Source organism: Microlunatus elymi, from assembly GCF_007362775.1.
GTDB lineage: Bacteria > Actinomycetota > Actinomycetes > Propionibacteriales > Propionibacteriaceae > Microlunatus > Microlunatus elymi.
On sequence record NZ_CP041692.1, the window covers coordinates 5,077,539 to 5,100,018 of the forward strand.

The 22,480-nt window shown below is 66.4% G+C and carries 20 protein-coding genes; 5 read left to right on the top strand and 15 right to left on the bottom strand.

Translation table 11 applies throughout. From position 1 onward, the window contains the following. Positions 1 to 10: 10 nt before the first annotated feature. From FOE78_RS23280 to FOE78_RS23295, 4 genes are all read right to left on the bottom strand, one after another. Complete coding sequence (locus tag FOE78_RS23280) at positions 11 to 1,687, bottom strand: ABC transporter substrate-binding protein (protein WP_143988376.1); 1,677 nt, start codon at positions 1,685 to 1,687, stop codon at positions 11 to 13. 49 nt (positions 1,688 to 1,736) lie between these two features. After that, positions 1,737 to 2,837 carry an ABC transporter permease gene (locus FOE78_RS23285; protein WP_143988377.1) on the bottom strand — a complete coding sequence of 367 codons (1,101 nt, stop codon included), beginning with the start codon at positions 2,835 to 2,837 and terminating at the stop codon, positions 1,737 to 1,739. After that, entirely contained in the window at positions 2,834 to 3,754 is a 921-nt protein-coding gene (locus FOE78_RS23290; RefSeq protein ID WP_228265969.1) for an ABC transporter permease, read from the bottom strand. The genes FOE78_RS23285 and FOE78_RS23290 overlap by 4 nt, the downstream gene beginning before the upstream one ends. Positions 3,755 to 4,072: 318 nt before the next feature. Next, positions 4,073 to 5,386: an MFS transporter gene (locus FOE78_RS23295; protein WP_143988378.1), complete on the bottom strand. Its 1,314-nt coding sequence runs from the start codon at positions 5,384 to 5,386 to the stop codon at positions 4,073 to 4,075. Positions 5,387 to 5,532: 146 nt separating this feature from the next. Between FOE78_RS23295 and FOE78_RS23300 the strand changes: the two genes are divergently transcribed. Then, complete coding sequence (locus FOE78_RS23300) at positions 5,533 to 6,714, top strand: MalY/PatB family protein (protein ID WP_210414728.1); 1,182 nt, start codon at positions 5,533 to 5,535, stop codon at positions 6,712 to 6,714. Between the two features lie 193 nt (positions 6,715 to 6,907). On the opposite strand, the gene FOE78_RS23305 is transcribed toward FOE78_RS23300, so the two are convergent. Beyond that, a complete protein-coding gene (locus FOE78_RS23305; protein ID WP_228266259.1) occupies positions 6,908 to 7,525 on the bottom strand; it encodes a TrmH family RNA methyltransferase in 618 nt (205 codons plus the stop codon). A 100-nt stretch (positions 7,526 to 7,625) separates the two neighbouring features. Between FOE78_RS23305 and FOE78_RS23310 the strand changes: the two genes are divergently transcribed. Both FOE78_RS23310 and FOE78_RS23315 read left to right on the top strand, forming a co-directional pair. Beyond that, positions 7,626 to 8,285: a DedA family protein gene (locus tag FOE78_RS23310; RefSeq protein WP_143989045.1), complete on the top strand. Its 660-nt coding sequence runs from the start codon at positions 7,626 to 7,628 to the stop codon at positions 8,283 to 8,285. Positions 8,286 to 8,546: 261 nt separating this feature from the next. Beyond that, positions 8,547 to 9,452 (top strand): endonuclease domain-containing protein, encoded by a 906-nt coding sequence (locus FOE78_RS23315; protein WP_168207647.1) that lies wholly within the window; start codon positions 8,547 to 8,549, stop codon positions 9,450 to 9,452. Here FOE78_RS23315 and FOE78_RS23320 read toward each other — a convergent pair. The 8 genes from FOE78_RS23320 to FOE78_RS23355 all read right to left on the bottom strand — a co-directional run bounded on the left by FOE78_RS23320 (position 9,442) and on the right by FOE78_RS23355 (position 17,214). Beyond that, positions 9,442 to 10,446, bottom strand: a complete 1,005-nt coding sequence (locus FOE78_RS23320) for an aldo/keto reductase (protein ID WP_323125704.1) — start codon at positions 10,444 to 10,446, stop codon at positions 9,442 to 9,444. The two genes, FOE78_RS23315 and FOE78_RS23320, sit on opposite strands and share 11 nt — an antisense overlap. 68 nt (positions 10,447 to 10,514) lie before the next feature. Next, positions 10,515 to 11,366 (bottom strand): LemA family protein, encoded by an 852-nt coding sequence (locus FOE78_RS23325; RefSeq protein WP_143988381.1) that lies wholly within the window; start codon positions 11,364 to 11,366, stop codon positions 10,515 to 10,517. A gap of 113 nt (positions 11,367 to 11,479) precedes the next feature. After that, entirely contained in the window at positions 11,480 to 12,031 is a 552-nt protein-coding gene (pyrE, locus tag FOE78_RS23330; RefSeq protein ID WP_143988382.1) for an orotate phosphoribosyltransferase, read from the bottom strand. A gap of 19 nt (positions 12,032 to 12,050) precedes the next feature. Next, positions 12,051 to 12,761, bottom strand: coding sequence for a class E sortase (locus FOE78_RS23335; protein WP_228265970.1), 711 nt, complete (start codon positions 12,759 to 12,761; stop codon positions 12,051 to 12,053). 74 nt (positions 12,762 to 12,835) lie between these two features. Continuing rightward, the gene (locus FOE78_RS23340) at positions 12,836 to 13,573 is read right to left on the bottom strand and encodes a hypothetical protein (protein ID WP_143988384.1); all 738 of its coding nucleotides are present in this window, start codon (positions 13,571 to 13,573) and stop codon (positions 12,836 to 12,838) included. Positions 13,574 to 13,687: 114 nt separating this feature from the next. Next, complete coding sequence (locus FOE78_RS23345) at positions 13,688 to 14,998, bottom strand: glycoside hydrolase family 125 protein (RefSeq protein ID WP_143988385.1); 1,311 nt, start codon at positions 14,996 to 14,998, stop codon at positions 13,688 to 13,690. A 35-nt stretch (positions 14,999 to 15,033) separates the two neighbouring features. After that, complete coding sequence (locus tag FOE78_RS23350) at positions 15,034 to 16,269, bottom strand: ROK family transcriptional regulator (RefSeq protein ID WP_143988386.1); 1,236 nt, start codon at positions 16,267 to 16,269, stop codon at positions 15,034 to 15,036. Between the two features lie 204 nt (positions 16,270 to 16,473). Further along, positions 16,474 to 17,214, bottom strand: coding sequence for a spermidine synthase (locus tag FOE78_RS23355; RefSeq protein WP_143989047.1), 741 nt, complete (start codon positions 17,212 to 17,214; stop codon positions 16,474 to 16,476). Between the two features lie 240 nt (positions 17,215 to 17,454). Here FOE78_RS23355 and FOE78_RS23360 point away from each other — a divergent pair, with 240 nt between their 5' ends. Together FOE78_RS23360 and FOE78_RS23365 are read left to right on the top strand one after the other, a co-directional pair. Further along, positions 17,455 to 18,141: a gamma-glutamyl-gamma-aminobutyrate hydrolase family protein gene (locus FOE78_RS23360; protein WP_143988387.1), complete on the top strand. Its 687-nt coding sequence runs from the start codon at positions 17,455 to 17,457 to the stop codon at positions 18,139 to 18,141. After that, entirely contained in the window at positions 18,138 to 18,575 is a 438-nt protein-coding gene (locus FOE78_RS23365; protein ID WP_228265971.1) for a VOC family protein, read from the top strand. Before FOE78_RS23360 ends, FOE78_RS23365 begins: the two co-directional genes overlap by 4 nt. Positions 18,576 to 18,802: 227 nt before the next feature. Here the strand turns inward: FOE78_RS23365 and clpB are convergent, their stop codons facing one another. Together clpB and FOE78_RS23375 are read right to left on the bottom strand one after the other, a co-directional pair. After that, positions 18,803 to 21,418 carry an ATP-dependent chaperone ClpB gene (clpB, locus tag FOE78_RS23370; RefSeq protein ID WP_143988388.1) on the bottom strand — a complete coding sequence of 872 codons (2,616 nt, stop codon included), beginning with the start codon at positions 21,416 to 21,418 and terminating at the stop codon, positions 18,803 to 18,805. Between the two features lie 755 nt (positions 21,419 to 22,173). Next, on the bottom strand, positions 22,174 to 22,371 hold the full coding sequence (locus tag FOE78_RS23375) for a hypothetical protein (protein ID WP_143988389.1): 198 nt from the start codon (positions 22,369 to 22,371) through the stop codon (positions 22,174 to 22,176). Positions 22,372 to 22,480: the final 109 nt, after the last annotated feature.

Below are 22,480 nucleotides of genomic sequence, written 5' to 3' on the forward strand. Positions count from 1 at the left end.
ATGATCAACTTCACTGCTGCTTCAGGGTCACCTTGAGGTAGTTCGGGTAGGCCGGGAAGGAGCCGATGAAGAAGTTCTGCACGTCGGAACCTCGCAGGAACGAGTTCTTGGCGTAGCTGATCGGGATCACCGGGGCGTCCTGCATGATCTGCTTGTCGATCGCCGCCCAGTCCTGCTGCGCCTTGGCTTGATCAACTTCTCCGGTCGCCTGCTGGATCGCCTTGTCCACCGCAGGATTGTCGTAGCGCGAGGTGTTGTAGCCTCCGCCACCGATCTGGCTGGAGTCGAACAGCGGCTGGATGTTGGCGTTCGGACTCGGGAAGTCCGGCTGCCAGCTGCCCAGATACATGTCGTAGTCGCCCTTCGATCCGGTGACCTTTTCCGACACCGCATTCGAGTCCAGCGACTGGATCTTGATCTTGACCCCGGCGCGCTCCAGGCCCTGCTCGACCGCCTGCGCCTGCGAGGTCGACATCGAGGTGTTCGAAGTGACCAGGGTGAAGCTCAGATCGGAGGCGTGCCCGGCTTCCTTCAGCAATTGCTTGGCCTTCGCGATGTTGCCGCTGTCGCCGGCCGGGTACAGGTCGTACTCCTGCCGACCCTCGATCCCCGGCGTGATCAGGGTGGTGGCCGGCGAGCCGGAGATGGCACCGCCGGAGGCCGCGATGAACGCCTTCCGGTCGATCGCGTACTGCAGTGCCTGCCGGACCTTGACGTCCTTCAACGCACCGCGCTGCGTGTTCATCGCGACGAAGTTGACGGCGCCCGGCTGCGAGGTGACCAGCCGATCCTTCACCTGCGGATTGTTCTGCGCCTGCGCCAACTGCGCGGCCGGCACGAAGTCGGCCCCGAACGAGGTCTTGGCGTCGCCGTTGTCACCGATCAACGCCTGCGCCGCGACCGTGTCGTCCTGGCCGAGTTTGAAGATGATCTTGTCCGGACCGCCGGTCCGCGCGGTGTCGGTGGAGGCTTTCCACTGCGGGTTGCGGACCAGGGTCATCTGCACGCCCTGCTGGTAGGAATCGACCTTGTACGGACCGGAGGCCGCCGGATCCTTGCCGTACTCTGCGGGCTTGGTGTCCTTGGACTTCTCCACCGGCGCGAAGGCCGGCATCGAGACGATCCACGGCCAGTCACCGTACGGAACCTTGAGCTTGAAGACGATGGTCTGATCATCCGGCGTCTCGATCGAGTCGAGTTCCTTGCCCGAGTACGGGCCCTTGTAGCTGTCGCCGCCGATCAGCAGTCCCTTGTGATATCCGAGGCCGCCGGACAACTCCGGCGCGAACGAACGCTCGACGCCGTACTTGATCGCCGCACTGGTGATCGGAGTTCCGTCGTCGAATTTCAAGCCCTGCTTGAGTTTGTACGTCCAGGTCTTGCCGCCGTCGCTGGGCGTGCCGGTGTCGGTGGCAAGGTCACTGACCACCTTGGACGGCTGTCCGGGGCCATTCTGCCAAGCCGTCAGCCGGCGGTTGACCAGGCCGTTGGAGGTGATCGCCAGGCTCTGGCTGGTGGCCGGATCGAAATTCATCTCGGTGCCCGAGGACAAGATCGTCAGCGTGCCACCCTTGGTCGACGCGGCGGTGTTGCCGCCGGACGAGTTCGACTGTTCGGGGTTGGCATTACACGCGGCGACCGCCAGCACGGTTGCCACTGCGGCGATACCGATGGCGATGCGTTTCATCGTGGTGGATCCTCTCGGGTTGAGCGGTGCGGAAACAACAGATCGGTGATCACGAATCGATCACCTTGACGCGTGGGTCGAGCAACCCGTAGGTGACGTCGACCACGAAGTTGGCGATGATGATCAAGAACGCGGAGAACAGGGTGACTCCGACCAGCACCTGCAGGTCGAGATTGCCCACCGCGTCCAGCAGCAGGGATCCCAAGCCCTGCATGGAAAAGACCTTCTCGGTGATCACCGCACCACCGAGCAGTCCGCCCAGGTCCAGGCCGAACACGGTACTGACCGGGATCAGCACATTGCGGAGCGCGTGCCGGCCGATCACCCGGCGTTCCTTCAGGCCCTTGGCCCGGGCAGTTCGGATGTAGTCCTCGCCGAGCACGTCGAGCATCTGGCCGCGGGTCAGCCTGGTGTAGATCGCGGCGTTCAGTAACGCCAACATGATCCAGGGCAGGATCAGGTGCCAGAGCCAGTCGACCGGGCTCTGGCTGAACGGCACGTAACCGCTGACCGGCACCATGTTGAGGGTGAAGCCGAAGATGAAGATGCCGAGCAGTCCGACCAGATAGGACGGCGCCGACACACCGGCGACGGAGATCGTGGTCAGGGTCCGATCGACCACAGTGCCGCGTTTCAGGGCCGCGATCACCCCGGTCGACACACCGAGGATGAGCCACAGAATCGCTGCCCCGATGGCGATCGAGAAGGTCACCGGAATCCGGGTCAAGATCAACTCGGTGACCGGTTCGTTCAACCGGAACGAATAGCCGAAGCACGGTGCCGAACACTGCACGGCGGCCGCCCCGGAGCCGAACGTGCGACCGGCGACGATGCCGCCGAGGAAGGTGAAGAACTGTCGCCACCAGGGCTCGTCGTATCCCATGAAGGCCCGTGCCTGTTCCAGCCGGTCGGGTGTGCAGGGCCGGCCGCAGGACAGCTGTGCCGGGTCGGACGGCAGCACGTAGAAGATCAGGTAGCTGATCACCGCGATGATCAACAACACCAGCAGCATGCCGCCGAACCGGCCGACGAAGAATCGTGCGTACGCCCACGCGCGGCGACCGGAGGTGATCGCCGGGGCGGTCGTGCGGGACCGTTCGGCCGGATTCAGGCCGGTCGAACGGGAATCGGTCGAGTTGGGCGCGGTCATCGGCCCGCCCCCGAACTCCGCGGATCCAGTACGTCGCGCAGCCCGTCGCCGAAGATGTTGAAGCCCAGGGTGACCAGGAACAGCGCGCCGCCGGGGAAGACCAGGAACATCGGGTCGACCGAGATCCAGTTGATCGCCTCGCCGATCGACCGGCCCCAGGCCGGCGTCGGCGGCGGCACTCCGACGCCGAGGAAGGACAGCGCCGCCTCGGTGCCGATCTTGCCCGGGATGGAGATGGTGGCGAACACGATGATGGTCGCGGTCAGGTTGGGCAGCAACTGGACCCAGAGGATGTGGCCCGGACCCGCGCCGGACGCCTGGGCCGCCACCACGTAGTTGCGTTCCCGCAGGCTGAGTGTCTGCCCGCGGACGACCCGGGCGATCGCCGGCCAGCCGAAGAAGCCGATCACGATGATGATCAACAGCGACTTGGGGAACGACGCCGGCACCACCGCCCCGAGGGTGATCATGAAGATCAGCCCAGGGAAGCCGAAGACGACGTCGGTCACCCGGCTGATGATCCGATCGGCCCAGCCGCCGAAGTAGCCGGCGATGATGCCGATGGCGACACCGAGGATCAGCGACACGACGGTCGCGGCGACGCCGACCAGCAACGACGTCCGGGCGCCGTACACGACGATGGAGAACAGGTCCCGGCCGGTCAGCGGCTCCACCCCGAACCAGTGATCGGCACTGATGCCGCCGAATCGTCCCTTCGGTGCGGTGTCCGGGCCGAGCTGGTCCAGGTGATAGGTGTACGGATCCTGCCCGGCCAGCTTGGTCAGCAGCGGCGCGAAGATGGCCGCCAGCACGAAGATCAGGATGATGATCCCACCCGCGACCACCGATGAGTCGGCCATCAACCGGCGCACCAGCGAGCGGCGCGTCGGCTCGGCTTCGACCACAGCAGTCGTCACGAGATGCGATCCTCCCAACAGTTCGGTGCCACGGCAACGGGTTCTCAGCCGCCCGGCGAGCCATGTTGACACCCGCCGACGGCATCGGCGGACAACAGCCAGCAGCCGGACAGCTATTCCCGGCCGGCGGAAAATGATGCTAGAGCCCGATCATCCAGAGCTCGACACGAACCCTACGCCAGGGGTAGGGAATGCGGCGATCCCGGACAGCCGCCGTCGCACCCATCAGCCGCGCGCGAGATCGACCGCCGCTCCCGAAGTATCGGCTGCGGGAGCCGGTTTTGCGCGCGGCTGTTCGGACAACCCGCGACCGGGCGATCAGTGGGCGACCACGACGGCACGGTCGATGCGGACCGCGTAGGCCAGCAGGGGTATGGCGACCAGGACGGCCATCAGCGACAGGCCGCCGAAGCCGACCAGGGCGAACAGCGGTCCGGAGATCAAGGCCGCCAATGCAGCGAAGCCGTTCATCGCGGTGTCGACCATGCCCTGAGAGGAGGTACGGACGTCGGCCGGCACCGACTCCGACAGCAGGATCGAGCCCGGCACCGTACCGCAGGACCAGCCGAGCCCGAGCAGGAACAAACTGATCATGGTCCAGCCCTCGTTGCCGCCGGAGATCATCGCCGCGACCGAACTGCCGATGAAGATCAACTGGCCGAGCATGATCACCCGCACCGGCCCGACCCGATCGCTGGCCCAACCAACCAGCGGCGACAGCGCGAACATGCCCAGAACGTGAATGCTGATGGTGATTCCGACGATCGTCAGGCTCGACCCGTGATGATGCATCTGTACCGGCGTCATCGTCATCAGGCTCACCATCGACAGGTGTGCGCCGATCACCACCACCAAGGCGAACCGCGCCGGCCGGATCGACCACAGCGTGCCGAACACCTGCCGGATCGAACGCCGCTTGATCGGCCGTCCGTCGCGATGCTCGTGCTCCGTGGCGGTCAGCAGCGGATCCGGCCTCAGAAAGATCAAGATCAACAAGCCGGCGATGATTAACATCACCAGCGCGATCACGAAGGCGCCGGCCAGCGGCGGCAGCCCGAGCCGGCGGGAGACCACCGTGCCGGGTTCACCGAGATTGGGCCCGAGAACCGAGCCGAGAGTGCCGCACCAGACGACCAGCGAGAGCGTACGTCCTCGGTTGAGCGGCCGGGCCAGGTCGGTCGCCGCGAACCGGGACTGCAGCATGGCCGCGGTGCCGGCGCCGAAGAGCAGCATGCCGCCGATCAGCAGCGCGATGTTGTCCGTCACCGTCGCGCAGATCAGGGCGACCGCGCCCAGCGCTGCCAGGAACCAGCCGGCCGAGAGTGCGATCCGGCGGCCGCCGCGGGTGGCCAGCAACGCCAGCGGGATGCCGAGCAGCGCCGCGCCGAGCGTGGCCGACGTGCGCGCCAGCCCGGCCAGCGTCTCGCTGCCGGTGACCTCCTCGGCCAGCAGGATCCCGACCGACGGTGATGCTCCCATCCCGAACGAGCCGAGCACCTGACCGACGATCAGCAGCACCAGGCTGCGCCGTTGCAGCGAGACGATCCGCGGCTCGTTCTGCCATTCGGAGAGGGAGCTGGATTCGGCGACAGAGCTGCCGGCCGGGGCGCCGGACTCGCTGGACTGATGCACGGTGAGTTTGCTGCCTGTTCTGCTGAGCGCGCGAATTTGTACTGGCAAGGAAGGAATCCGGGGGCAGCGTATCCGTTCCCGAGGCGCGGACGCAGTTCGATATCCGGGCGGTCGCGGCGCCGTCGGGCGGTCGATATCGTGGCCAGGTGAGTGACTCGCCCTACCCCGACAAGATCGACTTCGACACGATCGACGTCGACCGACTCCGCCGGATCGGCAGCGTCAAGTGGACGGCCAACGGCGACCGGCTCGGCGCGTTCATCGCCGAGATGGACTTCGGCGCCGCACCGCCGATCACCGAGGCGCTGCATCGAACGGTCGACGACGGCCTGTTCGGGTATCTGCCCGATCAACTGGCCGCGTCGATGTCGCGAGCCTGTGCCGGGTGGCAGGCCGACGCGTACGGCTGGCAGGTCGACCCGGGGCGGATCCATCCGCTGCCCGATGTGCTGAAGGGGTTGGAGATCGCCATCCAGCACTTCTCCCGGCCGGGCTCACCGGTGATCATGCCGGTGCCCGCCTACATGCCGTTCCTGCTGCTGCCGCCGGCGCTCGAACGGGAGATCATCCGGGTGCCGCTGCTGGAGCAGGACGGTCGGTACGGCTTCGACCTGGACGCGCTCGGCCGGGCTTTCGAACAGGGCGGCGATCTGGTCGTGCTGTGCAACCCGTACAACCCGGTCGGTCGGGTGTTCAGCGCCGAGGAGTTGACCGCGTTCAGCGAGGTGGTGGCCGCGCACGGCGGACAGGTGTTCGCCGATGAGATCCACGGTCCGTTGGTCTACCCGGGTGCCCGGCACATCCCGTACGCGTCGATCTCGGAAACCGCCGCCGGGCACACGCTGACCGCGACCGCCGCGTCCAAGGCCTGGAATCTGCCCGGGCTGAAGTGTGCGCAGTTGATCATCAACAACGATGCCGACGCAAAGATCTATGCCGGCATCAGCCCATTCCTGACCCACGGCGCCAGCAACCCCGGCGTGGTCGCGACCATTGCCGCCTACACCGCCGGAAAGCCCTGGCTGGACAGCGTTGTGGACTATCTGGACGGCAATCGCCGGTTGCTCGCCGAGCTGCTGGCCGACGAGCTGCCGATGATCAACTTCACCCCGCCGGAGGGCACCTACATCGGCTGGTTGGATTGTCGTGATCTTGGTCTGGAGTCCAGCCCGGCCGAGTTCTTCGCCGAGCACGCAGGCGTCGCACTCACCGACGGCGCAGCCTGCGGCACCCCCGGCTTCGCCCGGATGATCTTCGCCACTCCGCGCCCGATCCTGACCGAGATGGTCCACCGGATGGCCGACGCCGTCAGAACGCACCTCCGCTGACCCACGACGGACCTGCGCACGGCGAGCATTCCGCCGCCCACCGACCCGCCGCACCGACCCGCCGACCCGCCAGATTCCGTTCCCGCGCACCTGCGGTACTCGCGCGCAAGTACGAACCTGCGCGGCAGCGCCGCAGGTGCGCGGGAAGCGATGTTGGAGGGTCGGGCGGAGGCATGCCAGGACGACAGCGGGCTCAACTCCAGGAAAGGGACCAGTGGTACATCGCGATCGCGGCGGCGGCGCCGGCGTTGATCGAACGGGTGGATCCGTACTGGCTGATCGCGACCAACTGCTCACACTGCGCGACCATCTCGTCGGTCAGTCCGGGGCCCTCGGAGCCGAAGATCAAGCAGCTTCGCTCGGGCAGTTTCGCGGTCTCCAACGGCACCGAACCGGGCAGGTTGTCGACCCCGATCGGATGGTACTCCTGCTCGGCCAGGAAGTCGGTGAAGTCCGCGACAGTCGGGTGACGGTGGACGTGCAGATACTTGTCGGTCACCATCGCACCCCGCCGATTCCAGCGGCGGCGGCCGATGATGTGCACGCCAGCCACGTTGAAGGCGTTGGCTGTCCGCACGATCGAGCCGATGTTGAAGTCGTGCTCCCAGTTCTGGATCGCGATCCGCAGCGGGCGGCGACTGCGATCCAGGTCGGCGACGATCTCGTCCAGCTTCCAGTAGCGGTAGCGGTCGACCACGTTGCGCCGGTCGCCCGCGGCGAGCAGCTCCGGATCCAGCCGGGGGTCGTCCGGCCACGGCTCGGGATGCGGTCCGACGCCCGGTTCGGTGTCCGGTTGGGCGGCCCGCGCCAGCTCATCTTCGCTTAGGAAACCCACGGACAGCGACGGTACTCTCGCAGCTGTGATCCCAACCATTGACGCACCTGTCCAGCAGATCGCTGCGCTGGCTCCGATGCTGCTGCCGTCCTGGCTGGATCCGGAGAACCTGATCCATTGGTTCGGCCCGTACGCCCTGTGGGGTGTCGCCTTCATCATCTTCGCCGAGTGCGGACTGTTCGCGATCCTGCCCGGCGACTCGCTGCTCTTCACCGTCGGCATGTTCGTCGGTGCCGGTGTGATGCATCAGCCGCTGTGGTTCGTGATCGTGGTGCTGACGGTGTGTGCAGTGCTCGGCAACGCCTGCGGTTACTTGATCGGCTATCTGGTCGGGCCGGCCCTGTTCAAACCACGTAAGGGATTGATGGGCAAACTGTTCCAGCAGAAGCACGTCGATCGCACCCACACCTTCATGGAGCGGTACGGCAGTCGGGCGTTGATCCTGGCCCGGTTCGTACCGATCATCCGCACCTTCGTCACGTTCGTCGCCGGGGTGAGCCGGATGAGCTTCCGCAAGTTCATCGTCTACACCGCGATCGGCGGCGTGATCTGGGCGCCGGGCGTGACCCTGCTGGGATATTTCCTGGGCAACAACGTCCCGTTCGTTCGCCAGCACATCGACCTGGTGCTGGTGCTGGTCGTCTTCGTCTCGCTGATCCCGATGGGGTTGGAGTTCGTGCACGCCCGCCGCAGGCTGAAGTCGGCGCGGACGTCGACCGAGGAGCCCGTCGCCTGACCCGGGTGCCGGGCTTAACTCAGGAATCGACACACTCGTTGGGATTTCCGCGACCGCCGACCGCTCAACCCGGCGGATTCGGCCGAACGAGTGTGCCGGTTTCTGAGTTATTCGCGTCTCCCGAGCCCGGCTGAGCTGAGGTAGCCGCACTCCTGGGGTGCGATGGCGTGAGTTATCCACACAGTGTTGGACGGCCGAAGCGTCATCCACAGGGCCCGGCCACTTGGTGCTCGTCCGGCCCAATGTCCAGGTATGAGGCAGTTGTCGCGCACGCGCCTGAACGAGATCGCCCTGGCCATCCAAGCGGGCGGTGGAGTGATCCGGATCCGTGACCATCCGCAACTCGAAGGAACGATCCGATGGCTGGCCCGCGATGACAGGCTGGTCGCGATCCTTCCGGGGATCTTCACCACACCGGACACGCTGCAGGATCCGATCGTTCGGATCACCGCGGTGTGCGCCTGGGCGTCCGATGGAGTGATCGTCGGGCCTGCGGCCGCCCGGATCAGTTTCTGGCCGACGATCCGGGTCGACGACATCGGGGTTGCCCTGCGATCGGGTCGCGCGCATCGTGCCGGGATCCGGATCGAGCGCCGGACGATACCGCCGGACTTCGTTCGGAGGACAGGTCCGTTGGCCTACACCTGCCCGGCGCTCACGGCGATCGATCTGGTGCGGGCGACCGGGGTCGCCGATGCCTTCGACATCGTCCTGCGCGAACGATCGACCACCCTGGCCGAACTCCGGGAGGTCTTCGATCAACTGCCCAACCGTCGCGGCAACCAGCTGTGCGCCGAACTCATCGAGGACTCCCGGGACGAGCCTTGGTCGCCGCCGGAGCGAGACCTGCACCGGCTGATGCGCACAGCGGGGATCACCGGCTGGGTCGCGAACAGGCGCTCGCGGATCGGCACCCACACCTACGCCGCCGACCTCCGGTTCTCCAGGCTCAAGCTGGCTATCGAAGTGGACGGGTACGAGGTGCACAGCCGCCGAGACGTGTTCGAGAACGATCGTGCCCGCAACAACGACTTCGTCCTCGAAGGCTGGACCGTGCTGCATTTCACCCCTCGGCAGATCGCCGACCGGCCCGACTGGGTGATCGGTCAGATCCTCCGCGCGATCGAGATGCTGGCCGCGGCGTGGACGAGCGGAATCAGGCGGTGAGCCGGACCAACTCGTTGAGGTCGTCGTCAGTGGGCTCCCAGAGGCCGGCGGCGACGTTGGCCTCGATCTGCTCGACCTTGGTCGCGCCGGCGATCACCGACCCGACGGTCGGCATCGTCGCCAGGCCGCCGATGGCCACCTGCAACAGGCTGATGCCGCGGTCGTCGGCGTACTTGTGCAGCGCCTCGATCTTGTCGAAGTCCGCGGCGGCGAGCCGACCGGGATTGCCGGCCAACCGGCTGCCGTCGGGCGCCGCCTGATCCCGCTTGTACTTGCCCGTCAGCAGCCCCGAGGCGAGCGGGAAGTACGGCAGCAGCCCCTGGCCGGTGTGCTCGAGGGCCGGCACCACCTCGGCCTCGACCCCTCGCTTCAGCCAGGAGTACTCGTTCTGGGCGGAGATGAACGGCTCGTAGCCGCCGGTGTCTGCGGTCCAGTCGGCGTCGATGATCTGCCAGCCGGCAAAGTTGGACGAGCCAATGTATCTGATCTTGCCCTCGGCCACCAGCTCACTGAGCGCAGCCAGGGTCTCCTCGATCGGGGTGTTCGGATCGGGCCAGTGCAGCTGATAGAGGTCGATCCAGTCCGTGTCCAACCGTCGCAGGCTGTTCTCCACGGCGATCCGGACGTAGCGGCGCGATCCGCGCGCGCCCCAGTCCGGTCCGTTCTTCCCCTTCATGTCACCGCCGAACTTCGTGGCGACAATCACCTCGTCCCGTCGGCCCGCCAACGCCTTGCCCAGCAGGGTTTCCGAGCCGCCGCCTCCGCCGTACACGTCGGCGGTGTCGAACAGCGTGATGCCGGCGTCGATGGCGGCGTGCACCACCTTCGGCACATCCTCGTCGGGCATCCGGCCGGCGAAGTTGTTGCAACCCAACCCGACGGTGGAGACGGCCAGCCCGGACTTGCCGAGCTGCTGGTAGGTCATATCCGACACGGCACACTCCTGCAGAAGTTGATCATGAACGACCAAGATCGACTTCGCGATCGCGGCCACCCGATGATCCTAGGCCGCGCCCTTGGTGTGCCGACGAGGGCCGTCCGGCAACCGGACGAACGTGCCGACTACTGCCCCTGGTGGGGCGGCTGTTGTCCCTGCTGCGGCGGGTACTGCTGTTCGGTCTGCGGGTACGGCTGCTGCGGCGGATACTGCTGGCCCGGTTGCGGGTACGGCTGCTGCGCCGGTTGTTGCTGATAGTTCGGCGCCGTCGGCTGCTGCGGCGCGGGAGTCTGGGCCGGATTCGGTGTGCCGAAGCCCGGCACGGGATTGGACTGCTGCTGCGGCAGTTGCTGCTGGCCCTGCTGCGGCTGGACCTGCGGATCGCCGCGATAGGCGATCTCGCCGAAGTTGACACTCGGCGCGGTACGCGCCTGGGGATCGGTGACCTCAAAGTAGGTCGCCTTCTCGAAATGGAACAGCCCGGCGATCAGGTTCGAGGGGACGCTCTCCACTCGGGTGTTGTACTGCCGGACGTTGGCGTTGTAGAAACGCCGCCCGTTGGCGATCCGGTCCTCGGTCTCGGCCAGCGCGCGCTGCAACTCGAGGAAGTTCTGGTTGCTCTGCAGATTCGGGTAGGCCTCGACGCTGACCATCAGACCGTGTACGGCGCCGGTCAGCTGGTCCTCCACCGCCGCCCGCTCCGGGGTCGGGTTGCCGCCCTGGGCCAGCGATCGCGCCTGACCGCGGAGCCGGGTGATGTCCTCCAGGGTGTTGCGCTCGTGCGCGGCGTAGGCCCGTACGGTCTCGATCAGGTTGGGCAGCAGCTCGTACCGCCGATTCAGCTCGACGTCGACCTGCCGCCAGGACTCCTGGATCCGGTTCCGGTCGCGGACAAACCCGTTGTACGACGTGACCAGCAGCACCGCGACGATCGCGAGCACGATCAACACGATGATGATGACGATGGCGGCGTTCATCAGCTCATTCCTCGCAGTTCGACGACTCCCGGACCCGCCCGGGTGGTCTTGACCCTATGTGATCAAGGGTGATGTCAAGCCCAACTCGATCAGGCCAACTCGATCGGGCTCGATCAGGCCAGCCCGAGTTCGCTCGCGCTGATCGCGTAGCGGTACTCCAGCCCCTCGGCCGCGATCTTCTCCGCGGCGCCGGTGTCCCGGTCGATGATCACCGCTACCGCGACCACCTCGGCACCTGCCTGGCGCAGCGCCTGGACCGCGGTCAACACCGAACCGCCGGTGGTGCTGGTGTCCTCGACCGCGAGCACCCGCCGCCCGGCCACGTCGGTGCCCTCGATCAACCGCTGCAGCCCGTGCGCCTTCTGCGACTTGCGCACCACGAACGCATCCAGCCGTCCACCCGCCGCGGCCGCTGCATGCAGCATCGAGGTGGCGACCGGATCGGCGCCCAGGGTCAGCCCGCCGACCGCGTCGAAGTCAAGATCACGGGTCAGCTCCCGCATCACCCGGCCGACCAGCGGAGCCGCTGCCCCGTCCAACGTCACCCGGCGCATGTCGACGTAGTAGTCGGCCTGCCGTCCCGACGACAGGGTGACCTGCTGACGCACCACGGCAAGGTTCTGGATCGCCTCGACCAACTCGGCCCGATCCTGCTCGATCGTCATAGCCGAACCCTAACGGCTCTCAGCTCTTCTTCCTGCTGTCGATCAGATGGCCGAAGCCGACCGAGCGATCCGGCGAATGGAACAGGTCCTGGCAGGTGGTGAGCGTGATCAACTTCTTCGTCGGCTCGGCGTTCGGCTTGCCCGGCACGGGATCGAGCACCCAGCTGTCGGTGTCGGTGACGGTCAGCTTCTTCGGCGCATTGTCGATGGCGTAGGTGTAGATCTTGGTACGAGTTTCCACCACCACCTGATCGCCGCGGTTCAGTTCCAGCAGCTTGCTGAACGGCTCGCCGTGGGTGATCCGGTGCCCCGCAACGGCGAAGTTCCCGACCTGCCCCGGATCCGCGGTCTGGGAGTAGTGCCCGATGCCACGCGCCAGCACGTCGTCGGAAGTCCCTTCCAGGACAGGGATCTCGTGCAGACCGATGGCCGGGATGGACAGCAGCGCGATCGCATCGCCCGGGATCACGGTGTCCTTCTTCGACGTTCCCCCCTGCTGGGGATCGGCCGATGTCGCTGGCTGCTGCCACTGCCGTTTGAGCTGCTCGCGTTCGGAGTCGTACGCGTGCCGGGAGGTGATGTTGGTCCCGTACAACTGGTAGCCGACATAGCCGAGCACGCCGACGCCGAACGCGATCAACAGCACCCCGACGACGGTGAGGATCCGGCTGCCGCGGCGCCGCGGTCGGTCGCGCCGAGACGGCGTGGTCGGGTCGGCTGGAGAACTCACCCGGCCCATTTTGCCTGCTCGGCCTGATCTTGCCTGCTCCGCATGGCCCGCGGCGGACGCGGTTAGGCGGTTCGTCAGCCGGGGACGTCGGCCGGCCGCGTGCTGGTGCACCACTGGCTGACCGCCGGCGTCCACAAGATCAAGCAGGCGAAGGCGATGTAGGCGGCGCCGGGCAGAATCCAGATCAGTTCGTTGCTCAGCAACGCACCGGCCAGCACGATGCTGACCACGCCCACCGCGGAGATCACGATCCGCGGCCACGGTGCGCGTTTGAGCAGGAAGAAGCTCATCACCACCGCAACCGCAGGGGCCCCGAACAGCACCGCCGCCAGGCCGTTGATCATCCGCAGATGAAAACTCTCCAGCATGTGGTAGATCGCACCTTCGGCCCCGCCGTAGGCGAACGAGCCGCGGGCGACGTAAGCGAAGATCCAGGTGAAGCCCAGCGCCGCCATCCACAGTAGAGAACCGGTGATGATCATCACCAACGACAAGGTGATCATGGCCGGTCGTTGATCAACCTGGCGAATCGGCTCGGCGACCCGATACGGAAATCCGGCCACCCCGGGTCGCTGCGGTTGTTGCCGGGGCTGCTGCTGCATGCCCGGTTGCTGGATGCCCGGCTGCTGAGCACCGACCGGGCGCGGCCCACCCTGCGGAGCCGGGGCCGGGTAGCCCTGCGAGGGTGTGCTGCCCGTCGGCGGGCCGAAGTACGGTCCGGCACCCAGTCGGGAACCGGCGCGCGGATCCTGCGGGGCAGCGAACTCGGGATGCGGCTGCGACCCGTACTGTCCGCCCGTCTCGTCGGTCACCTCGCCCAGGCTAGTCTGACCGGCGCCCTCCTACTGCATCCCGATCCACAGGCTCGTCTCACCCTGGGATCGTGATCTCACCGCGCTGAAGGTCGCCGCCCGAGCGCCGCGAACTCAATGCAGCAAGGCGTCCAGCCGGTGGCCGGCAAGATCAAGTACGAGTTCGCACATCATCGCGTTCGCCCAGGAGAACCAGGCCCTGCTGAAGCGGGTCGGGTCGTTCGCGTCGAACGACTCGTGCATCTGGCCGGTGCCGCCGGTTGTCTCGACCAGCAGCCGTACCATCGCGAGCTTCTCCTCGCGATCGGTCGCGGTCAGTCCCTGCACCGCCAGCGCGATCGGCCAGACGTAGCCGGGAAAGGTGTGCGGGCTGCCGATGCCCTGGGCGTACCTGCCCGCATAGAAATACGGGTTGGCCGGGCTCAAGATCATCTTCCGGGTGCGCAGGTAGGCCGGATCGTCGGCGGCCAGGTAGCCGGACAGCGGCAGCGACAGCAGGCTCGGCATGTTGGCGTCGTCCATCAGGACGTGGTGGCCGAGCCCGTCGGTCTCGTAGCAGTAGACGTCGCCGAACTCGGCATGATCAACAACGCCGTACTTCTCGATCCCGGAGCGAATCGAGTCGCCGAGACGGGCGGCCCGCTCGGCCAACCGCGGATCACCGAGCAACTGATCGGCGATCGCCTCCAGGTAGCCGAGCACGACCACGGCGAACATGTTCCCGGGAACGTTGTAGTTGTACTGGCAGGCATCATCGCTGGGCCGGAACGCACTCCAGCTCATCCCGGTCGGACCGACCGGTTCTCCCCTGCCGCCGCGGGACAGCGTCTCGCTGGCCTGTTCATGATCACGTTCGAAGAAGTAGACCGAATTCTCATGATCGAGTTCGAGCTCCCAGACGTCCAAGATCAGCTTCGCGATTTCGGCGAACCGCCCGTCCAGGTGATCGGTGCGGCCGGTGATCCGCCACAACGCATAGCCCAACTCGATCGGGAAGCACAGCGAGTCGATCTCGTACTTGCGCTCCCACACCTGCGGCGGCGCGTCCGACCGGTCGGCAGCATGCGGGCTCGGCTCCGTTCCCCGCTTGAAGGAATTGGCGTAGCGGTCGATCGCGATGAACTCGACCTGCCGGCGAAACACGCCCACCAACGTCTCGGCCAGTGCCGGATCTTCGCCGCACAAGATCAAATACGGCCTGATCTGCGCGGCCGAGTCACGCAGCCACATGGCCGGGATGTCGCCGGTCAGCAGGTAGGTGGTGCCGTCGGCCGCCAACTCGGCGACCGCGGGCAGGTTGTCGGCCATCACCGACCGGAACAACCCGGTCACGGTCGCATCCCCGACCGCCGCATCGACCTCGGCGGTGATGGATTCCAACAGCACCGGGTCGATGCGAGCAGACGGATGGGCGGTGGAGATCATGCAGTGTTCCTCGGGAATGGTTTGGCTGGGGAGAGTCAGCCGGCCAGCAGGACGGCCGGGTTGGTGGAGAAGGTGTGGTCGAGCACCAGACTGGCGGCGCCGACGGCACCGACGTCCTCGCCGATCCGAGTGCCGGAGACGGTGATCGGCTGAATTGATTGCAAGGCGTGCCGGCGGTAGAGCTCGGAAAATCGTTCCTCGGTGAAGAACGGAGACAGGGTGCGCCAGTGCGGTCCGCCGAAGACGATCCGATCAAGATCAAGAAGCAGGGTGATGTCCTCGCAACCCTTCAGGATGCCGCGGACCATCTCGTCCATCACCCCGATCGCCTCGGCCCGTCCGGTCAGGGCGTTGTCGGCGAGTTGAACCAGCGCGGCCTCGACCTGCAGCCGGTCGTCCAGATCGACGTCGTCGTCGAGCGCGCCGACCGCCAACCCGTGCTGGACCAGCCGTCGCGGATGACTTCCCTCGCCGAGGCAGCCGGTGTAGCCGCAGGAACAGGGCAGACCGTCGTTGCTGACGATCATGTTGCCGATCTGGCCCGAGTTGTGGGTCTTGCCGCGGAAGACCTCGTCGTTGAGCACCAGTCCGGCTCCGACACCGGTGCCGAGATAGAAGAAGAGGAAGTTGCCGCCGCCGCCCTGCCACTTCTCCGCGCTGGCCGCCGCGGTGACGTCCTTGTCCAGCAGCACCGGCAGGTCGACGGCATCGCGGACCGCATCGCGCAACGGCACCGACTGCCAGCCGGACAGGTTGGGCGGGTCGACGAGCACGCCCCGATCGACGTCGATCGGGCCCGGGGCCGCCATTCCGACCCCGACGATCTTGCCCCGGCTCACCCCGGTCTCGGTGATCAACTCCTCGATCTGCGCGACGATCTCGCGGGTGGTGAGCTCCGGATCCGGGTCCGCCGGCGTCGGCCTGCTGGCGTGGGCCAACGTCTCACCGACCAGGTTCAAGATCACGTAGGTGATCACGGCCGGATCCAGATGAACGCCGATGGCGTACTGACCGTCCGGGTTGAGGTTGAGCATCGTACGAGGCTTGCCGCGGGCGATAGGTGCTCGGCGGCCCTCGGCGATCAAGCCGGACGCCAGCAATTGGCGAACGATGTTGGTGACCGCCTGAGCCGACAGCCCGGTGGCTGCGGCGAGTTCGACCCGGCTGACCCCGTCGGGGCTGCGACGGATGGCGTTGAGGATCACCGTCTGGTTGAAGTCGGCAATCCGACCCTGACTGGCCGCACGGCGGGTCGCCACTGACGAGCTCATCGGCCACTCCTTCCGTTCGCGAGCCGGACAGGGTGAGCCTGGATCCAGGCTCACCCCGAATCCAGGTTCGACCTGGTTCAATCTGCCTCATCCGGGTCCTACTGACAGCCGGATTTCGGGACCGTAATGGGCACAGGTTAGTCAAACGGATTGATTAATGTGGCCCGATATCAGATTTTGTCTGGATCGGCGGGTAGATCGCCGTCAGCGGAAGTGCGTGTCGGGCGGTTCGGGCGAGGGAGCGCTGTCGGCGTCGGTGAAGGGCGCGGCGCCGCCGATCAGCTGAGACAGCCGATCGCCGGTGACGACGCGGTAGGGATAGGCCGACTGGGCGGACCGGCGGGCCAACGCGTCCACCGGCAGCCGGTGATCGGCGGCCGCAAGCACGATGTTGCCGAACCGCCGCCCCTTCAGAGTCGAGGACTCGGCGCTGAGAGTCAGCTCGGTGAAGGACTTCGCCACCGCCGCGGCGACCCGACGCGCGTACTCCAGGCCCTTGTCGGTCAGATTGATCAGCAGCACACCGTCGTCCAGTACTCGGCGGACGTCGGCGAAGAATTCGGCGGTGGTCAGCTCGGCCGGCACCTGGGAGCCGGCGAAGGCGTCGATCACGATCGCGTCGGTGTAGTTGTCGCGCAGTGCGGCGATCCCCTCCCGGCCGGCGACGCCACGGACCTTGATCCCGCTGCGTTTGGGCAGCGGCACGTGTTCGCGGACGAACTCGGTCAGTTCGGTGTCCGGCTCCAGCACGATCTGGGCCGACTGCGGCCGGGTGGCGGCGACATAGCGCGGCAGGGTCATCAGCGCGCCGCCGACATGCACGACCCGGATCCGCTCGTTGGCCGGCGCGATCTCGTCGATGGTCTCCGCCAGCCGCTGGACGTAGTCGAACTCCAGACGCAGCGGATCGTCGAGGTCCACGTACGACTGATCGGTGCGGCCCATCCGCAGGGTGAACGCCCGCTCGTATGCGGCGTCCGGCACCAGGAACACCCCTGCGGCCCCTCGCCGCAACACCAACTCGTCCACCGTCACTCCCCTCTCCGGGCCCCGGAACCCTACCGCCGCCCACACAGCCGCGCGCAAAATCTGCCGCCGCGCCCGGAATACCCGGTGCGGCGGACGATTTTGCGCGCGGCTGTGGGTGGTCGGCCCCGGACGGCGGCGAACAGTAGGCTCGGCGGCATGTCTCGACCCCTGGTACTGATCGTCGGTCGATGGTCCGATCGGATCGGCAACGACACGCGCGGTTGCTACGTCCCGCAGAAGATGATGGACGCGGTGGCGCGGGCCGGCGGCGAGCCGATCATGGTCTGGCCGGACACCGACGAACGAGCCCGGCGCTTGGCGGACCTGGCCGACGGGGTGGTTCTGCCCGGCGGTGTTGATCTTGATCTACGTCCGTTCGGGATTGCCGAGGTGCATCCTCGAGAGACGCATGCGCCGAAGGAACAGGACGCGGCCGATCTCACCGTCGCCCGCGCCGCATTGTCTGCAGAGCTGCCGATCCTGGCGATCTGTCGCGGCATGCAGGTGCTCAACATCGTGCTCGGCGGCACCATCCACCAGCACTTCGACGAGACCACCGTCAGCCACACGAACAACCCGCATGAATTCGACGTGGTGCCTGGAACGCTGACCGAAACGATCATGGGCGGCCCGCGGATCAGCGGCTTCAGCAATCATCATCAGGCCTGCGACCGATTGGCGGACCGGCTGATCCTCAGCGCCAGCAGTGACGACAAGATCATCGAGGCGTTCGAGTCGACCGACGGCCGGATCCTCGGCCTGCAATGGCATCCCGAGGTCGACGCCGCGACGGACCCCGCCCAGCAGAGTCCGTTCGACTGGCTGGTGCGTGCCGCATCATGATCAAACTCGAGAACGTCGGCATCGCGGTACGCGACCTCGAAGCGACCATCGCATTCTTCACCGACCTGGGGCTGACCGTTCTCGGTCGGGACACGGTCAGCGGCGAGTGGACCGACACCGCGGTCGGCCTGGACGGCAATCACGCCAAGATCGCGATGCTGCAGACTCCCGACGGCAGCGGGCGGCTGGAGTTGTTCGAGTATCTCCATCCGGGTGCGATCGAGACCGAGCCCACCCGGCCGAACGAGATCGGCATGCACCGGGTCGCGTTCTCGGTCGACGACCTCGACGAAGCCCTTGCGATCGCCGCCCAACACGGCTGTTATCCGTTGCGCGGTGTGGCGACGTACGGCGACCTCTACAAGCTGACCTACCTTCGCGGCCCGAGCGGCATCCTCGTGATGCTCGCCGAGGACCTGACGCAAGATCGCTGATCTCGCCGGCGACTGAGCTCCCGGGACACTGATCAGCCGTGCCCTCTTTTGGTCGGTGGTTCGAGTACCCACCGCGGCCCAAAATCCCGCACGTGCAGGGACATCGGCGCACGATCAACCGCGGCCCCAAAATCCTGCACGTGCTGGAGAATGTCACCCGGTCGTCGACGCGTGACGGCCCGGGATCAGCGTGGATCCCGGGCCGTGTTGCGATCAGTTGATCTTGGTCAGATCGTGGCGACCTGCCGACTGGGCACGATCACCAGTCCGTCGGATTGATCTTCGACGTCAAAGGTGACGGTGTCGCCCTCGGCGATCCGACCTGCCAGCACCTCGCGAGCCAGTTGATCTTCGATCGTGGTCTGGATCAGCCGACGCAACGGGCGAGCGCCGTAGGTCGGATCGAACCCGGTGAGCGCCAGCCAATCACGGGCACCGTCGGTGACGTCCACCTTGATCCGCCGATCCGCCAACCGCTCGTTCAGCCGGTTGATGTTGATGTCGACGATCTTGGACAGTTCCTCGGTGCCGAGCGCGTCGAACAGCACCACCTCGTCCAGCCGGTTCAGGAACTCCGGCTTGAACGAAGCCCGGACCACGTTCATCACCGCCGTCTCCTTGGCCTCGGCGTCCATGGTCTGGTCGGCCAGGAACTGCGAGCCCAGGTTGGAGGTGAGGATCATGATCACGTTGCGGAAGTCGACCGTACGACCCTGGCCGTCGGTCAGCCGTCCGTCGTCCAGCACCTGCAGCAGGATGTCGAAGATCTCCGGGTGTGCCTTCTCCACCTCGTCCAGCAACACCACCGCGTACGGCCGACGCCGTACGGCCTCGGTCAGCTGACCGCCTTCCTCGTAACCGACGTAGCCCGGAGGAGCACCGACCAGCCGAGCGACCGAATGCTTCTCGGAGTATTCGCTCATGTCGATCCTGATCATGGCGTGTTCGTCATCGAAGAGGAACTCCGCCAGCGACTTGGCCAGCTCGGTCTTGCCGACACCGGTCGGACCGAGGAACAGGAAGGAACCCGTTGGCCTGTTGGGATCCGAGATCCCGGCCCGTGACCGACGAACCGCATCGGAGACGGCGCGAACGGCCTGCTTCTGGCCGATCAGCCGCTCGCCGAGTCGATCTTCCATCGACAGCAGCTTCTCCGATTCTCCTTGCAGCAAACGACCAACCGGGATGCCCGTCCAGTTCGACACCACCTCGGCGACGTCGTTGGGTCCGACCTCCTCGGAGACCATCGGCCCGTTGCCGGACTCCTCGGCCACCTTTTCTTCCTCGTCCGCCTTCTCCAATTGCTTTTGCAGGGCAGGGATCCTGCCGTACAGCAGCTCGCTGGCCCGACCAAGATCACCTTCGCGCTGCGCACGTTCGGCCTCGCCGCGCAGCTCGTCGATCTGCTTCTTCAGATCGCCGACCTGGTTCAGGCCTTCCTTCTCGGCCTCCCAGCGCTGCTCCAGGCCGCGGAGTTGTTCCTCGGAGTTGGCCAGATCCTCGCGGAGTCGATGCAACCGTTCGGCACTGCCCGGGTCGGTTTCCTTGGCCAGCGCGAATTCCTGCATCCGCATCCGTTCGACCTGACGGCGAAGTTGATCAATCTCCTCCGGTGAGGAATCGATCTCCATCCGCAGCCGGGACGCCGCCTCGTCGATCAGGTCGATCGCCTTGTCAGGAAGTTGACGCGAGGTGATGTAGCGATTGGACAGGCTGGCCGCGGCGACCAGGGCACCGTCGGTGATCGCGACCTTGTGGTGCGCCTCGTACCGCTCACGCAGCCCGCGCAGGATCGCGATGGTGTCCTCGACGCTCGGCTCGCCGACGAAGACCTGCTGGAAACGTCGTTCCAGGGCAGGATCCTTCTCGATCCGTTCCCGGTATTCATCCAGCGTGGTGGCGCCGATCATCCGCAGCTCGCCGCGGGCCAGCATCGGTTTCAGCATGTTCCCGGCGTCCATCGCACCCTCACCGGTCGCACCGGCTCCGACGACGGTGTGCAACTCGTCGATGAAGGTGATCACCTGACCCTCGGCGTCGCGGATCTCGGTCAGAACCGCCTTCAGCCGTTCCTCGAACTCGCCGCGATACTTCGCACCGGCCACCATCGAAGCAAGATCAAGAGAGATCAGCCGGCGACCCTTCAGCGAGTCCGGAACGTCGCCGGCGACCAGGCGGTGCGCCAGCCCTTCGACCACGGCGGTCTTCCCGACACCGGGTTCGCCGATCAGCACCGGATTGTTCTTGGTCCGGCGAGCCAGCACCTGGACGACCCGGCGGATCTCGGTGTCCCGGCCGATCACCGGGTCGAGCTTGCCCTCGCGGGCCTGCTCGGTGAGATCGACGCCGTACTGATCAAGGGCGGACGAGGTGCCTTCGGCCTCGGCGCTGGTCACCCGCTTGGAGCCGCGGGACTCGTTGAACGCAGCCACCAGCTTGTCCGCATCGACCCCGTCAGCGGAGAGGATCCGCTTGGCTTCGGAGTCGACCGCGGCGAGCGAGATCAGCAGGTGCTCGGTGGCTACGAAGGAGTCGCCGAGCTGCTCGGCCCGGGACTCGGCGTCGGCCAGCACGCGGGCCATCGAGCCGGACAGGCCGGGCTGGCTGACCGAGTTGCCCTTGGCCGACGGCAGCTTGGCGATCGCCTCCTGGGCCGATGCGTTGATCTTGGCGGGGTCGGCTCCGACCGCACTCAGCAGCGGTCCGACGGTGTTCTGCGGCACCGACAACAAGGCGCTCAGGAGGTGCTCCGGCTCGGCGTTCGGATTGCCGGCCAGCAGGGCGCTCCGCAGTGCAGCCGAGACGGCGTCACGGCTCTTCGTGGTCAGTTTTTCAGCTTCCATCTCTGGTCTTGGTTCCTCCGTTGGCGTCGATGGCGTGGTTGAGTCTACTGTGCTCAACTTTGATCCGTACGCCCGTATTCCAACTTGAGCGCACCTCGCTCAACTCTTCGGTGGACCGCGACAGCCGCACGAGCTGGCCACGCCGAGTGGTCGCCGGACGAGATGCGCTCCGGCACTTCTCCAGGCGACGGATTGCAGGAGGGTTAGCACCCATACCGGGCCGTTGAACGACCGGAGCCTCCTGAAATCCGGGATCCAGGTCGCGTCGGCTCCAAGCAATCAACCGCCGGGCCGCATCGCAGGAGGGTTCGCACCCATACCCCAACCCGAATGACCGCAAGCTCCTGAACTTCCGATGCCGGGTGCATTCGGGGTCTTACCGGCCCACCTGTGCGGCGCGCAGCCCCATCCGCGCCGCTCCGACAACGAGATTCCAGGAGGGTGTGCACCCATACCCGGATCCGAACGACCGGAACCTCCTCGAATCGTGTGCCGAGTCCTCCGGTCCACCCGACCTACCTACTGGCCGGTCACCAGTCCTGACGAGTCCATCGGGGCGAACTGCGGCGGGGCGTCACCGAACAACCCCGCCGCCCACAGGGTCCCCTCGGCCACCGCGCCGGCCCGCCCGGCACAGCCGCGCGCAAGACCGACCGCCGCACCCGATATTTCGCGCGCGGCGGCCCACTTCGCGCGCGGTTGTGGTGCCGGGCGGGAGATTTCGCGCGCGGCGGTAGGTATTGGGCGCGGCGCGGCTACGCGTGGCCGCGGAAGAAGCGGAAGTAGAAAGCACCGACGAGCAGGACGATGCCGATGTTGGCGGCGAGCCGGGGCCAGAAGTAGTGCCGGAAGAACACCACGTCGACGAAGATGATCAAGACGGCGACCACCCCGACGAACAGCAACGTTGCCGGGAACTTTCCCATGATCACCGTCATACCACCGCCGCTCATCGGGGTGGGCGGATGCTGAGCGCCCGTTCAGGATCGCGGCGACCTGACACCCTGCCGCAACCCGTTCTTCAAATGTCTACAACTTCGGCGACGCGTCCTTGTAGGTGTC

Excerpts from the sequence above, each read along its gene's own strand:
- FOE78_RS23280 (WP_143988376.1), bottom strand. The coding sequence starts at position 1,687 with ATGAAACGCATCGCCATCGGTATCGCCGCAGTGGCAACCGTGCTGGCG.
- FOE78_RS23285 (WP_143988377.1), bottom strand. The coding sequence starts at position 2,837 with ATGACCGCGCCCAACTCGACCGATTCCCGTTCGACCGGCCTGAATCCG.
- FOE78_RS23310 (WP_143989045.1), top strand. The coding sequence starts at position 7,626 with ATGCTGCTGCCGTCCTGGCTGGATCCGGAGAACCTGATCCATTGGTTC.
- FOE78_RS23325 (WP_143988381.1), bottom strand. The coding sequence starts at position 11,366 with ATGAACGCCGCCATCGTCATCATCATCGTGTTGATCGTGCTCGCGATC.
- pyrE (WP_143988382.1), bottom strand. The coding sequence starts at position 12,031 with ATGACGATCGAGCAGGATCGGGCCGAGTTGGTCGAGGCGATCCAGAAC.
- FOE78_RS23345 (WP_143988385.1), bottom strand. The coding sequence starts at position 14,998 with ATGATCTCCACCGCCCATCCGTCTGCTCGCATCGACCCGGTGCTGTTG.
- FOE78_RS23350 (WP_143988386.1), bottom strand. The coding sequence starts at position 16,269 with ATGAGCTCGTCAGTGGCGACCCGCCGTGCGGCCAGTCAGGGTCGGATT.
- FOE78_RS23355 (WP_143989047.1), bottom strand. The coding sequence starts at position 17,214 with ATGGGCCGCACCGATCAGTCGTACGTGGACCTCGACGATCCGCTGCGT.
- FOE78_RS23360 (WP_143988387.1), top strand. The coding sequence starts at position 17,455 with ATGTCTCGACCCCTGGTACTGATCGTCGGTCGATGGTCCGATCGGATC.
- FOE78_RS23365 (WP_228265971.1), top strand. The coding sequence starts at position 18,138 with ATGATCAAACTCGAGAACGTCGGCATCGCGGTACGCGACCTCGAAGCG.
- clpB (WP_143988388.1), bottom strand. The coding sequence starts at position 21,418 with ATGGAAGCTGAAAAACTGACCACGAAGAGCCGTGACGCCGTCTCGGCT.
- FOE78_RS23375 (WP_143988389.1), bottom strand. The coding sequence starts at position 22,371 with ATGAGCGGCGGTGGTATGACGGTGATCATGGGAAAGTTCCCGGCAACG.